The organism is Phocaeicola faecium, from assembly GCF_014837055.1.
Classification (GTDB): domain Bacteria; phylum Bacteroidota; class Bacteroidia; order Bacteroidales; family Bacteroidaceae; genus Phocaeicola; species Phocaeicola gallinarum.
Genome location: NZ_JACSPQ010000002.1, coordinates 218,336 through 232,249 on the forward strand (window position 1 = coordinate 218,336; position 13,914 = coordinate 232,249).

10 protein-coding genes, 1 tRNA gene and 1 pseudogene are annotated in these 13,914 nt (G+C 41.3%); 9 read left to right on the top strand and 3 right to left on the bottom strand.

What is annotated here, in order from left to right; genetic code table 11:
* The first annotated feature begins 298 nt into the window (after positions 1-298).
* Complete coding sequence (locus tag H9626_RS06460) at positions 299-2,734, top strand: S9 family peptidase (protein ID WP_191709972.1); 2,436 nt, start codon at positions 299-301, stop codon at positions 2,732-2,734.
* A gap of 61 nt (positions 2,735-2,795) precedes the next feature.
* Here the strand turns inward: H9626_RS06460 and H9626_RS06465 are convergent, their stop codons facing one another.
* Positions 2,796-3,350, bottom strand: a complete 555-nt coding sequence (locus H9626_RS06465) for a DUF3332 domain-containing protein (protein WP_178257054.1) — start codon at positions 3,348-3,350, stop codon at positions 2,796-2,798.
* A gap of 182 nt (positions 3,351-3,532) precedes the next feature.
* On the opposite strand from H9626_RS06465, the gene H9626_RS06470 reads away from it, so the two are divergent.
* The 7 genes and pseudogenes from H9626_RS06470 to H9626_RS06500 all read left to right on the top strand — a co-directional run bounded on the left by H9626_RS06470 (position 3,533) and on the right by H9626_RS06500 (position 9,252).
* On the top strand, positions 3,533-5,110 hold the full coding sequence (locus H9626_RS06470) for an MFS transporter (protein WP_178257055.1): 1,578 nt from the start codon (positions 3,533-3,535) through the stop codon (positions 5,108-5,110).
* Between the two features lie 112 nt (positions 5,111-5,222).
* Positions 5,223-5,390: pseudogene (locus H9626_RS06475) on the top strand (transposase); the annotation flags it as partial.
* A 640-nt stretch (positions 5,391-6,030) separates the two neighbouring features.
* The gene (locus H9626_RS06480; RefSeq protein ID WP_191709973.1) at positions 6,031-7,020 is read left to right on the top strand and encodes a PGN_0703 family putative restriction endonuclease; all 990 of its coding nucleotides are present in this window, start codon (positions 6,031-6,033) and stop codon (positions 7,018-7,020) included.
* An 81-nt stretch (positions 7,021-7,101) separates the two neighbouring features.
* Complete coding sequence (locus tag H9626_RS06485; RefSeq protein WP_191709974.1) at positions 7,102-7,347, top strand: hypothetical protein; 246 nt, start codon at positions 7,102-7,104, stop codon at positions 7,345-7,347.
* A gap of 31 nt (positions 7,348-7,378) precedes the next feature.
* The gene (locus H9626_RS06490) at positions 7,379-7,837 is read left to right on the top strand and encodes a hypothetical protein (RefSeq protein WP_191709975.1); all 459 of its coding nucleotides are present in this window, start codon (positions 7,379-7,381) and stop codon (positions 7,835-7,837) included.
* A gap of 32 nt (positions 7,838-7,869) precedes the next feature.
* Entirely contained in the window at positions 7,870-8,154 is a 285-nt protein-coding gene (locus H9626_RS06495; protein ID WP_191709976.1) for a hypothetical protein, read from the top strand.
* Positions 8,155-8,310: 156 nt separating this feature from the next.
* A complete protein-coding gene (locus H9626_RS06500; RefSeq protein ID WP_191709977.1) occupies positions 8,311-9,252 on the top strand; it encodes a hypothetical protein in 942 nt (313 codons plus the stop codon).
* 74 nt (positions 9,253-9,326) lie between these two features.
* Here the strand turns inward: H9626_RS06500 and H9626_RS06505 are convergent.
* Both H9626_RS06505 and H9626_RS06510 read right to left on the bottom strand, forming a co-directional pair.
* A tRNA-Pro gene (locus H9626_RS06505) sits at positions 9,327-9,401 on the bottom strand.
* 78 nt (positions 9,402-9,479) lie between these two features.
* Positions 9,480-10,133 carry an RNA polymerase sigma-70 factor gene (locus tag H9626_RS06510; protein WP_191709978.1) on the bottom strand — a complete coding sequence of 218 codons (654 nt, stop codon included), beginning with the start codon at positions 10,131-10,133 and terminating at the stop codon, positions 9,480-9,482.
* Between the two features lie 358 nt (positions 10,134-10,491).
* Here H9626_RS06510 and H9626_RS06515 point away from each other — a divergent pair, with 358 nt between their 5' ends.
* Positions 10,492-13,899, top strand: coding sequence for a SusC/RagA family TonB-linked outer membrane protein (locus H9626_RS06515; RefSeq protein WP_191709979.1), 3,408 nt, complete (start codon positions 10,492-10,494; stop codon positions 13,897-13,899).
* Positions 13,900-13,914: the final 15 nt, after the last annotated feature.

The following is a 13,914-nucleotide window of genomic DNA, read 5'->3' on the forward strand; positions in this document are numbered from 1 at the left end:
GTAATTTTTTTCATAAAAGAATGAAGAAAGTAACAGCATTTAAGATGATTATTTTATCCAGCTATTTGTTGCCAAAAATGCAACCGCTTGTGTTGTCATACACATGCGCTTGTGTCACTGAAAACATCCGCTTGCGTTAAGTAAAACAAGCGGATGTTTTCAGCAGTCTGGATGGGTAAACCGAATTTGCTGAAAATAAGGATATAAATAACAGAAAACCTTGTTTCGACAGGAGTAAGGACAGACTATGTGTGAAGATTTGTGTATCTTTGTGCATCGGATTTTAAAGTATGAATTAATGAATCTAAAAAAACTATTTTTTACTGTTTTGATTGCAGGCGGAATACTGTATACGCCTTTGATAGCGCAAGAGCGTTTGCCTGAATATTTGCAGGCGGAAAAATTTACGGGAGCAAAACTGAAGACCATGTTGTTTTCTACTACCGTAGACCCGCATTGGTTTCAGAAAGGAAATTGCTTCTGGTTTGAGTATAAAACGAGCGAAGGAACTTTCTGGTATGTGGTTAACCCGGCTTCGCGAAGCAAAGAGTTGTTGTTCGACCGCGATGAGATGGCGGCACAACTGACCGAGATTGTAAAAGACCCGTTCGAGGCGCGTCATTTGCCGATTCGTAACCTGAAAGCGAAGGAAGACGGACGGACGTTTACTTTCGAGGTGGAGTCTTCGCGCGATGCGAAACCGAAGAAAGATGAAAAGGCGAAGGATAAGAACAAGAAGGAGGTCTTTTATTTCTCTTACGATTATCCGACACGTAAATTGACATGGCTGGAAAACGGCGAGGAAGAACCCAAACGTTTGGGATGGGCTTCGGTTTCGCCCGACGGACAGACGGTGGTGTATGCGAAAGACTGTAACCTGTATCGTATGAGCATTGACGATTATCGCAAGGCGCAGAAGGATGAAAAGGATAGCACGATAGTGGAGGTGCAACTGACTACCGACGGTACTCCGGATTTCGGGTACGGCATTCCGTACAGCATGTTAAACACTGATACGCTGTGTAACGGCAAACGGAGAGGCGTATGGGGATGCTGGTCGCCCGACTCAAAGCATTTCGTAACCATTGTGTCTGACGACCGGGCAGTGAAACCGTTGTGGGTGATTAACTCCGTGGCAGAACCTCGTCCTACGCTGGAAACGTATAAATATCAGATGCCGGGCGAAATGGAGGCTCCTGAAGAACATCTGTATTTGTTTGACATGACAGACAACAGCCGTAAGGAGATTAAGGTTTCGGCATGGAAAAACCAAACCTTAGGCTTGGAGTATAAGCCGTATGAGCAGCGGCAGCGCGACATGGAGTTCATTCCGTCTGTTTGGCAAGGAGATAATAACCGTTTCTTCCTGACCCGCAGCAGCCGTGACTTGCACCGCATTGATGTTTGTACCTACACCATTGGTCAAGATTCGATTGTTCCCGTGGTGAAAGAGCGAATGAACACCTATCAGGAAACGAGACCTGTTTATATTTTCAACGGTGGAAAAGAATTTATTCAGTGGAGTGAACGTGACGGATGGGCGCACTTGTATCTGTATGACGACAGAGGAAACCTGAAAAACCGCATTACGAAAGGTGCATGGCATGTAGAGCGTGTGGTAAAGGTGGATGAATCTGCACGTACCATTTATTTTACGGCAAACGGCCGCGAGAAAGGGGAGAATCCTTACTATGAACATTTATATAAAGTAAATGCTGACGGGAGCGGACTGAAGCGGCTGACGGAGGGAGATTTCTTCCATCAGGTAGAGGTAGACGATGAGGCGCGTTTCATCGTGGATAACTATTCGCGGGTAAATACCATCCCCCGTGCCGATTTGATAGACCGAAACGGCAACAAAGTAATGACGATTCAAGAAAGCGACTTCTCACAGTTACAGGCAGCCGGTTATCAGTTCCCCGAACTGTTTACGGTAAAAGCTGCCGACGGTGTGACCGACCTTTACGGAGTAATGTATAAACCTTATAACTTCGATTCTACCAAAGTATATCCCATCATCGATTACGTTTATCCGGGTCCGCAGGTTGAGGCAGTGTACTATCCGTTTACCCGCATGAGCGTTCGTACCGACCGCTTGGCTCAGGCAGGTTTCATCGTGATATCGGTAGGTCAACGCGGCGGACATCCCAGCCGTTCCAAATGGTATCACAATTATGGTTATGGAAACATGCGCGACTATCCGCTTGCCGATCACAAAGCGGCAGTAGAACAGCTTGCGGCGCGTTATAAGTTTATCGATGTCAATAAAGTAGGAATCCACGGACATTCGGGCGGAGGATTTATGTCAACGGCAGCCATCTGTCAGTATCCCGATTTCTATAAAGCCGCAGTTTCGTGTGCCGGAAATCACGATAACCGTATCTATAACCGCTGGTGGAGCGAAACCCATCACGGAGTAAAAGAAGAAATTTCAGAAAAGGGAGACACGACGTTTGCTTATAAGATTGCCACTAATCCGGAAATCGTGAAACAATTGAAAGGCCACCTGATGCTGGTACACGGCGATATAGACAACAATGTACATCCGGGCAATACGATTCGTGTGGTAAATGCCCTGATTCGTGCCAACAAGCGTTTTGAAATGCTGATTCTGCCCGGACAGCGTCACGGCTTTGGTGATATGGACGAGTATTTTTACTGGAGGATGGTTGATTTCTTTTCAGAACATTTGAAAGGTCGTAAAGAATCGTTTGTAGATATACCTCAGCGTTGAGTGAAAGATAAAGGCACGGAGTTCTTGATAGCCCCGTGCCTTTATTATGATGAAAAACAGTTTATCTTGCAGCGAAAAACAAAGAGTTTCCGGTAGCGCAACGCATGGTTGATAATCCGAATGCATCGGGAGTAACAGTTACCGGCGTACCGTCTTGCTGTTTATAGGTAATCGTACCGTCTTCGTTCATTGTAATCAGTTCGAAGCTTTGACCTTCAGAAACCGCATTCCATGTACGTTTTTCTTGATTGTATACCAAATCAAGCTGTTTTCCTTCTTCACCTTTTTTCGTAATAGTGTAACCGTCTTCGTTTGTACGAACTAAGTATTCACCGTTTTCGCCTTCGATGGTTCGCGTCGTACCTACTTCTGCCAACGGGTTAGAACCCGACCAGAATTCGATGGAATTAAGAACGATGATGTCGGCCAAGTAAGCCACTTCATAAACCGGAATGATGTGGAACGCAAGGAATACGATTTCATTTACGAATTTGTTTCCGATGTTTTGATTCCAATCTTTCAGGCTGCCCCATAATCCGAACGAGCCAATACAAGATGAAAACAATACACTTCCACCTAATACGGCACATACCGCCAATCTCTTAGTCTTTTTCATAATTTTATAGTTTTGGTTCTCTGATTCGTGTTTACTTTTCGGACAAAGTTAGAACTTATTTTGTAATCTGAAAGAAAAAAGGTGAAAAAACATTATCTTTGTCTCGTTTTTTTAAACAAAAAAGAGATTTCGATAAACAACTTTAGCAAAAATGTTTCTTAATTGATTAAATGTAGAAAAGAATGAAAGAACAGATTCAACAAAAACTGAGCGATTCGAGGGTAGCGCGGTGGACAGCCCTCATGATTGTCTCGTTTACTATGATGTGCGGTTATTTCCTGACCGACGTTATGTCTCCGCTTGAAAATTTGCTTACAACGAAAGGTAAGGTGGTATATTTTACGGATGATACATCGATTTCGGCAGATAGTTTGATCAGTAAAGTTGAACTTTTTGCTGCGGCAAATGCGCTTTCTTCGCCCGAACTGACTGTTGAAAAGCTGGAAGAAGGTGCTGAGTTGCAGTATATGGAGACGGTAGACGGCCAGCAGCAAACGGTTCAGAAAACCATCAGTTCGGTTGCTTCAGGCGAGGGATGGTCGAGTACAGAGTATGGTTTCTTTTCGGGAGCTTACGGATACATCAATGTCTTTTTATTGATGCTGTTCTTTGGAGGTATTATTCTTGATAAAATGGGAATCCGCTTTACGGGTATTATGTCGTGCGGCTTCATGTTTGCCGGAGCGTTAATAAAATGGTATGCCCTGTCGACCGACTTTGGTGATACGATGCTTTTCGGCATGAACATGCAGGTAATACTTGCTGCGCTTGGATTTGCCATCTTCGGCATGGGAGCGGAAATTACCGGTATCACTGTGTCGAAGATTATTGTAAAATGGTTTGCCGGGAAAGAATTGGCGCTTGCATTAGGGCTTCAGGTGGCTATGGCACGTATAGGTACGGCAATCGCTTTGGGAGCCAGCCTTTCGGTAGCGAGAATGATGGGTAATGTCTCTTATCCGGTATTATTCGGCGCTATAGCCTTGTGTATCGGCTTCGTTTCGTTCCTCGTTTATTGTGTGATGGACAAGAAAGAAGACGCTTCGGCATTGGCGGTGCGTCAAGAAGAAGGACAGTCGGAAGAAGAAGGTTTCCGTTTGGCAGACTTGAAACTGATTTTTTGCAGCAAGGGTTTTTGGCTGATCACGCTTCTGTGTCTGATGTTTTACGCCGGCGTATTCCCCTTCTTGAAGTTTGCTACAAAATTGATGATTTATAAATACGACGTCCCCGAATCGTTTGCTGGTATGATTCCGGCTTTATTACCTTTCGGTACTATTTTGCTGACTCCGGTGTTCGGCTCGTTATACGATCGTATCGGACGCGGAGCTACACTGATGATTATCGGCTCGGTAATGCTGACAGTAGTGCATGTCTTATTTGCCCTGCCATTGATGAACTACTGGTGGTTTGCAGTAGTCGTTATGATTGTATTAGGTATCGCCTTCTCGCTGGTGCCCAGTGCCATGTGGCCTTCTGTGCCCAAAATCATTCCGATGAAACAGTTAGGATCGGCATACGCCATCATTTTCTATATCCAGAATATCGGACTTGCAATGGTTCCGGTGCTGATAGGTTGGGTGATTGATGATTTTGCCACCCTTCGCGATACTTCCGGTGCAATAACCGGCTATAACTACAGCATCCCGATGACCATCTTTGCTGTTTTCGGCGTATGTGCAGTAGTAATATCTTTGATGCTGCGCGTAGATGATGCCAAAAAGCACTATGGTCTGGAAGAAGCCAATATGAAGAAATAAACAAAAAAACGCATTATTTTTAATTGTCACTTTGGGAGAAGTCTGCTAATCCATATTGGATTGGTGGACTTCTCTTACTTTAGAAATGAGTGAGAATGTTAGGGGCATATAAAGGTCAATACAGACACATTATCTTGAAATAATAAACTACTTCGAGAGACGTTCCACGAACGCTGCATCCGAATCATTTAATGCTAAAATAAAGAATTTTCGCTCACAATTTAGGGGAGTAAAAGATAAGGCTTTCTTTCTGTTTAGACTGTCGAATATTTATGCGTAAGATGAGAGTCCCTTAGGTTTTTACGTTGATCCGACTTGAATTAGTGTTTAATTCAGGATTTCGCCAATCCCATTTTTTTAGCGTCACTTGGGCAAAATCTGTGTTTTAGCTAAAAAATGGGATTGGTGAAATCTTAAATAATACTAATAAAAAAGATTGAAAAATTGAATAATAAAAATTGTATGGTATTGATTATCTTTAAAATAATATAGAATTTTATTTAAATACGATCTTTTGTTAATTGTGAAAAAGTCTTTCGTTTTTCTTTTGGTTAGACCTGATTTTCGTATTATAGAATAGACCCAGAGCAAAGAAAACAATATCCATAAAAAACGATAGCTGTTATGGTAAGTTTTACTATCTTTGCAAAAGTCGCGATATGTGACATAAAATAGTGAAAGTGTTTCGCTTTTATCCTGTGTAGGAAATCTGACAGTTTCAAAGAAACAGGGATGAGCAATAACATTCGTCACTTGGGTAGCGTATGTTCAAAAGACATATACTAAACAAGTGTGGAGTATTGTTTATTTGTTTCTGGGTTTTGTCAGAACCTCCTACACGGTAAACGATGGCTCCGCACTTTCTTTTTGTCGAATCTTACCGTAAAAGGGGCCAACGGTGCTTTAACTATACTATTACTATGAACGGAAAAGATTTTATTCTGTTGAAGCAACAGAATTGGGCAAAAAGGAAAGGCATTGAATTAGTGCCCGGAACTATTGGCAGTAATGGCGAAAAGAATTATGTGAGCAAGGTCGCTCAAAACTTGTTCGAACCTTTGTCGGAAGACAACTTCGCATGTTATAATCAAGGAGATGGCAATGAAACTAAAGACGGTGGGAAAAGACGTGCTAAGATGAAAGCTCTCCATTCATCATCCGCAATCGTGGTCAATCTGTTTCAATACTGGCAGAGAGAAAATGGCATACACCTCCCGTCATTATTGCGCGCCCTCAAACTTCCTGCAACGAGGTATGTGGGAAAGGAATACAAGAATGTTGGTTCCCAAACGGATTGCACAATTGTTGAAACGTCAAAGCCGCTTTCTTTCAACGGCATAAAATTTGAGGAAAAGTTTGAAATCAGTCCGGACAAGGCTTTGTTTCCTCACACGCCGAATATTGACGTGGTTATCTATGGAGATTATGATTTCGCCATTGAATCAAAATTCACAGAACCATATAGCAGCAAGCATGACGGACTAAAGACTAAGTACGTAGAAGATACTTCTTTTTGGGAAAGCCTGCCCAACCTTTATGAACTGGCAAAGGAGATATCCCCTTACAACAATAAATTCCGTTACTTGGATGCAGCACAGCTCATTAAACATGTTTTAGGTTTGAAGAAGAAATACATCAAAACTCATTCTGACATGCAAACTTCGAGCGGACACGCATTGAAGATTGCAGCAAAGCCGTATGAGTTTTATCTTGTGTATCTTTGGTATGATGTGTTGGGCGAAGACGGTTTTAAGCATCGGGAAGAAATAGAACAGTTTGCAAGGATTGCAGAAGAAGATGGCATCCGCTTCAAACACATCACCTATCAGGAGGTGATAGCAAATCTGTCGAAAGATTGCTACGAGGGAAACGAGGCTTATTGCGATTATATGACGGAAAGGTATTTGTAAACTCAATTTTAGGGCTGTTGCTTTTTTAATAATGTTTCAATGAAAAATCAATAGCCCTCATCTTATTAAGAACATTAGGTTATGATAAAAGAGTTAGAAAATCCAATTTATCTGAAATTAGAACATAGAGGAAATGTTTATTATCATGTAGGAGAAAGAAAAGATATTAATGATGATTTTGATATAAACACTCCTTATGATGAAGATATACCACAATGTATTAAAGATAGTTGTGGTTTTGATTCTGTTCTTCTTTTAACAAAGAATCAGTTTCTTAGAGAAATGCAACGTGTAGCTGATTCAAATATAAAGCCTGTTTTTATTTGATATGGCTTATTGCATAACCAAATCATAAAGCATGAAAGAAATAGATTATTACAATCTGATGAAAGGCTTTGAATCAGAAGAAATTGAACCTATGGTAGTAATCTTTTGGTATCTGCCCGAAGAACACCGATTATTTGAAGTTTATGCTTCTTCTTTGTCTCAATCAAAAATGGTGAACGGGCATACCACTTATCATAAACTACACAAAACACTCTGGCAGGCAAAAAGATGCAGGGACAAAGCAAAAGGGAAAGAAACATCTGTTTACTATCAGGATTATACCAAAATTCCCAGAGGTAGGATATTCTATGATAATGGAAAATTCATAGTAAAAGTAGGTTCTTGGTATAAGCAATATGAGAATGAATTGCGTGAACTTGTGGCAGATGTTTTTAATCTTCCTGATGATTTTGTTTTTGAGATTGGCAAGCATTGGGAATTAGGGCATGGATGGGACGAAAGCCAACTGAATGATTTTTTAGAATTATAAGTGACTGAAATAAATAAGATCCATAAACTGACATGAAATTTATCTGTAATTTCTTGCTGACCTTAAACTTCCTTGCATACGTATTGGCAGACATCGTGGCTTGGGAATATGGAATGAAAGCCGGACTTTGGTTTCTTCTTCCGTTACTGCTTTTTCCTGCCGTTATTTCATTGGCAAACAAAGTAGCAATATCGCGAGCCGATAAGTTCTTTTTATCTGAATGGAAAGTCTTTGTGAAGAAAATAGAATGGGGGAACGGTGCTGTTTTGCTTATTATGGCAATTATATACAAACTATTTTTGGAACAGGGAAATTAAATTAATCCAATAGGTAATCCTTTAGGGATAATAGAAATGCAACTTGAGTAAAGAGGATTAAAACTACTGCGAAATGCAGCAAAAGCCTGATGATATAAAATCATTCACCGTGCGAATTAAAGAAATACAGAAGACAAACAAATAATATTTCAAAGAATGAACAACGTCGTATTAGCACATTTATTTGACTATGTGAACTCAAAGTTTACTTTAGAACAGATTTCTAAAAAACTCAATATGGGCATGGATGAGATTTTGGACGGGTTGGAGGAACTCGTTAAGAAAGAAATAGCTCCTAATTTGGCCTATATAAAGGAAGGTGAAACTACTTTGTCAGAAGAACAGTTTAAAAGATTTCGGCAAATAAGAATTAAATCGATACACAATAAACTGTATCAACAGACTTGTTATGATGATACAATAGAAAGACAAAGTAAAGAATGCTTCAAAGCTATAGCAACACTTAATTCTTATTTTGATGAAAATGAGCATTTGGTTTTGGCTACTTCCGCACGGCAAGGTGCTACATTGGAAAGTTTGGAGGGAAACAGTAATTTTACAAGAGCAGAGATAATCTCTCTTATTAAAAAGGCTGTAGTGGAAGATAAAGTAAAAACAGATGTCAGGCACATGATTGCCCAATCTTCAAATGAGGAAGAAAAGAATGAATTGCTCCTTATCCAACAACTGTCTGACCAAACAGAAGAATCCATAAAAGCAGATGCGGCAGAAGAATATATCCCAGTAGAAGAACGGAAGTTGTCGAAAGAGGCAGAACAAATGTGTGGAAGCTATGCAGAGTATTTTGACCCGTATCTCAATGACGAGGATAAACAAGAAGTGACTAAACAGGTATCTATTATGAGAAAAGAGAGTCTTTGCAGCAGATATGATGTTGATTATCGCCCCAACATTACCAATGAAGAAATATGTGCAGGAATCTATTTATATTTGTTGAGCCAGGGATATAGCGATATTCGAACTATTAAGTTCTTTCCCTCTGCTTATGAAGCTATCAGTTTCTATCAAAAGAACCACGAAGGAAGCAAAGATGTCTGGGCATTTGATAATGACCCTGACTTGTTTAATGAAAACTAAATACGTTGTAGATTTGTTGTAGGGGGAAAACAAAAAGGAGCTAAGCAACCGCTTAACTCCTTCATTTTCACCAGTCGGGGTGACTGGATTCGAACCAGCGACCACACGCCCCCCAGACGCGTACTCTAACCGGGCTGAGCTACACCCCGAATTGCGGATGCAAAGGTAGAGCTTATTTTTGAAATACCAAATAAAAAAGAGATTTTTTTGATAAAATATGAACTTTATCAGAGCGAAAAATGTCCAAGCCTGCTGCGGAGGAACTTCAACGCCTTATACATGTGCGCTTCCACCGTACGCAGAGATATATTCATAATCTCGGCTATCTCCTTGTTTTTCATGTTGTGCAGATAGCTGAGCTTAAATACTTTTTTACATTTGTCTGGCAGTTCGTTGATGGCATTATGAATGGCATGGTGTAATTCGCGGTCTTCTATGCGGCGGATGATGTCCGAATGGTCGGGTTGATAAAACTCCAGCCTTTTTTGATAAAAGGCTTCTTCTTCTGCATTATGGTTTTCAACAATCGCACGATGTTTTAAACAGTTGAGCGCCTTTGTATATACAGAACGATAGAGAAAAGACTGAATTTGGTCGCCTATCTGGATGTCGTTTCTCCGACGCCATAATTCAGCGAAAACATCTTGAACGATGTCTTCTGCTTCCTCTTCTCCAACGATGCGTTCTGCGTAAAACAGAAGTCCGGAGTAATATTTGCGGAATAAATTCTTAAATGTCGTTTCAAACGTTTCTTCCATGCCCAAACCCTCTTTTATCTGCTGTAAGGTTTCTGCAAATGTAATAATTCCTTTATATATAAAGCAATAGATGACGTTTTTTTCTTTGTGGATAAAGCCGATGTGAAATCTGTGCCATTTCATCGGTTAAAATGATGGCTGTATCTCTTGATTAACGCAAGCCTTAGTGTAACGGAACGCATTGGGAAGAATCTTCCATTTCTTCCGCATGTTTTAAGGCAAACTATGGGTAGCGTTTTTCGGTAAATCAAATGCTTGTAAAACAGTCGATTGCGTAAACGGCTTGGCCTCACTGTTTCTTCTTCTCCTGAAAAGCGTTTTTGCTGAAAACGGGGTGGGTAATTTAACTTGAGAATACTTTTTTCTTTAATAATTTCATTTTCGGATAAGTGGTTTGTAAAAGATAATTCTTATTCCATTAAGTTTTAGTAAATAGAAGAGAAATTCATTAAATTTTATGTCTAACCTTAGAAAAGCAGGTATGAGAAGCAAAAACTCGTGCATGAGCTCGAAGAAAGTCGTTCGGGCATTATTGGTTTCGACACTGTTTACTGTACCCTCACAGTTAGTGTCAGCGCAATTAAACATTGCTTTAACCAATACTCAGTTGGGGACTATGATTCAGCAAATTCAGTCGCAGTCCCAGTATCAATTCTTTTACGATGACGAACTGGCTGAAATGCCTATCGGTTCGGTAGAGGCAAGCGGTTCTTCTGTAGAAGAAGTCCTTGACAAAGCATTGGCAGGAAAAGGCATCAGTTACCGTGTAGATGACAATGTAATTTATTTGTCGAAAGAATCTACCTCTGCCACTGCTTCTGTTCGCTCGACCCAGCAAGACCAGCAGCAGATTACCGGTCGTATCATTGATGCAACGGGAGAAGCATTGATTGGTGTATCTATCGTGGAAAAAGGTACAACTAACGGAACGATAACCGACTGGGACGGTAATTATACGTTAAGCGTTCCTACGGGTGCTGTCCTCCAGTTCTCTTACATCGGTTATCAGACGGTAGAAATGCCCGTTGAAGCCGGGAAGAACGTAATCGACCTTACGATGAAGGAAGACTCTGAAATGTTGGACGAAGTCGTTGTCACGGCATTGGGAATCAAGCGTGAGAAGAAGATGTTGGGTTACGCCGTCCAAGAGTTGAAGAGCGACGAACTGAACAAGACGGGCGACCCCTCGGTTACCAGTGCGCTGCAAGGTAAGGTAGCCGGTTTGTCGATGAACACTTCAGCCACCGGTTTGGGTGGTTCTACCAAAATCACCATCCGTGGTAACTCTTCATTGAGCGATAACAACCAGCCGTTGTGGATTGTAGACGGTGTTCCGTTCAGCGACAACAACAGTTCAGATGCCTCTTTTTATAGTGGTGTTGACCGTGGTGGCGCTTCTTTGGATATCAATCCCGATGATATTGAAAGTATTTCGGTATTGAAAGGTCCTAATGCCGCAGCCCTTTACGGTAGCCGTGCCGGTAACGGTGTCATCTTGGTAACCACGAAAAAAGGTTCAAAGAAAGATGGTTTCGGTGTTCGTTATAGCGGTAACTTTACTTGGACGAAAGTGGCTGAAACGCTCGAAATGCAAGAACGTTACGGACAGGGACATATTGACTCTAACGAAGGAGCTGTTTATTCAGCTACAGATGGGTCAAGCTGGGGTCCTGTTCTTGACGGCAGCATGAAAGAAGCATGGAATGGCGAAACTTATGCTTATTCTAAATACGGTGATAAGTTGAAGGATTATTTTGAAAGCGGTTTTTCACAGAATCATAACGTATCTATCAGCAATGGCACGGAAAAATCTCATTATCGTGCTTCATTCGGTGCTTCAGATAATGACGGTGTATTCCCGAACGAGGAGCTGAACCGTATCAATATCGACTTGAATGCAGGAACAGAAATCAATAAGTACTTGTCAATGGACGGTAAGATTTCACTGTCTCGTACAAAAGCTGAAGACCGTCCGATGTATGGTACTTACGGTGCTATTAATCAGTTGATGGGTATTCCTCACAATATTCGTTTGGATGACTTGAGACAGTATTCAGACGATGATCATGTACATATTAACTGGTACGGACCTACCGCCGGTGTACGTAACCCGTATTATGTATTAAATCAACGTCATAATTCGGATGAACGCTGGCGTGCATTCGGTTACTACAATGCGAAGATTAATTTTACCGATTGGTTGCATTTCTCTGCTAAATATGCGTTCGATTACTATCGTACCCGTATCGAAGAGACTAATGGAGGTGATGGTATCAATGGTGAAAGCAGTCTGGCTATGGTTACTAATGATGCTATGGATCGTAGAGAAGAAAACTTCTTCGAATCAAATGCTGAATTTATGTTCATGGCTGACAAGCAAATTACGGATAACTTCCGTTTGGGTGCTAACCTCGGTGCTAACTTCATGTATCAAAAATACGAAACCCTGAGTGCGGGTGTAGGCAATATGCTGATTAAAGGCAACTGGATGTTTAATGCTGCCAATTTGCTTCGTACGGCTGCCGAAAGTGGATATTCACGTGCCATGAACTCAGTATTCGGTTCTGCACAGTTGGCTTGGAAAGAATATCTGTCATTGGATTTGACCGCACGTAATGACTGGTCATCTACATTGCCACAATCAGATAACTCATTCTTCTATCCCTCTGCCAACTTGAGTTTCGTAATTTCCGACTTTGTCCGCTCTTTGGATAAGACGTTGCCGAGCTGGTTGACATTTGCCAAGTTGCGTTTGTCGGCAGCCCAAGTAGGTAAGGATACTGAACCTTATCAGTTGTATAACACTTATTCTTACTCATTCGATAACGGTATTCTTGTTCCGACCCGCGATAATGTGAAGATGAACGATAAGCTGAAACCTGAAATCGCTACTTCATACGAAGTTGGTTTGGATATGAAATTCTTTGAAAACCGTTTGGGCTTCGACTTTACTTACTATTACAGCAAGACCAAGAACCAGATTATGAAAGTGCCGGCTGCGGCTCCGTGGTCAGGTGGTCAGTGGGTAAATGCCGGTTTGATTTCGAATCAGGGTGTTGAATTGATGTTGTATTCTACCATTGTTGATACGAAAGATTTCACTTTCGACTTGAACGTAAACATGGCTCATAACGTTTCGAAGGTTAATGAGTTGGCTCCCGATCAAGGTGTAAGTTACATGTTCTTTAACGGCGACTCTAACTTCCCGATCAATGTAGGTGCGCGTGAAGGCGAAAAATTAGGTGAAATCTATGCAAACACTTTGTATCAGCGTGATGAAAACGGTAACATCGTAGTTGGTGCGAACGGTCTGCCTTTGACGATTACAGATGAAAGTATCCGTGTGGCTAATCCGATAGGAAACATCCAGCCAAAACTTACAATGTCTGTATCTCCTACGTTTACGTATAAAGGCTTTACATTGTCTGCTATGTTTGACATGAAGTTTGGCGGTGACATCCTTTCTTATTCAGAAATGGTTGCAACCGGAAACGGTTTGGCTAAACGTACGGAAAACCGTGGCGAAAGCGATGGCTATATGATGGTATTCCCCGGTGTTACAGAAAGCGGTGAAGTGAATACGACCAAGATTACGGCATCTCAATATTATGGCGCTTTGCTGCCGGAAGATTTCTTGTATGACGCTTCATTTATCAAGTTGAAAGAATTGTCATTGGGTTATTCATTCCCATCAAAGCTGCTGAAGAAAACTCCGTTGACTTCACTGAACGTTTCATTCGTAGCACGTAACTTGTGTTATCTGTTGAAACATACTCCGGGTACGAGCCCTGAAGGTGGTTATGATACAACGATGTTCTCTCAGGCCATCGACTATGCGGCTCTGCCGTACACCCGTACATTCGGTTTGTCAGTTAGTTTAGGTTTCTAATCTTAAATAAAATAG

Coding starts and splice junctions, on each gene's coding strand:
- H9626_RS06490 (WP_191709975.1), top strand. CDS start 7,379: ATGAAAGAAATAGATTATTACAATCTGATGAAAGGCTTTGAATCAGAA.
- H9626_RS06515 (WP_191709979.1), top strand. CDS start 10,492: ATGAGAAGCAAAAACTCGTGCATGAGCTCGAAGAAAGTCGTTCGGGCA.
- H9626_RS06460 (WP_191709972.1), top strand. CDS start 299: ATGAATCTAAAAAAACTATTTTTTACTGTTTTGATTGCAGGCGGAATA.
- H9626_RS06470 (WP_178257055.1), top strand. CDS start 3,533: ATGAAAGAACAGATTCAACAAAAACTGAGCGATTCGAGGGTAGCGCGG.
- H9626_RS06495 (WP_191709976.1), top strand. CDS start 7,870: ATGAAATTTATCTGTAATTTCTTGCTGACCTTAAACTTCCTTGCATAC.
- H9626_RS06500 (WP_191709977.1), top strand. CDS start 8,311: ATGAACAACGTCGTATTAGCACATTTATTTGACTATGTGAACTCAAAG.
- H9626_RS06485 (WP_191709974.1), top strand. CDS start 7,102: ATGATAAAAGAGTTAGAAAATCCAATTTATCTGAAATTAGAACATAGA.
- H9626_RS06510 (WP_191709978.1), bottom strand. CDS start 10,133: ATGAAATGGCACAGATTTCACATCGGCTTTATCCACAAAGAAAAAAAC.
- H9626_RS06465 (WP_178257054.1), bottom strand. CDS start 3,350: ATGAAAAAGACTAAGAGATTGGCGGTATGTGCCGTATTAGGTGGAAGT.
- H9626_RS06480 (WP_191709973.1), top strand. CDS start 6,031: ATGAACGGAAAAGATTTTATTCTGTTGAAGCAACAGAATTGGGCAAAA.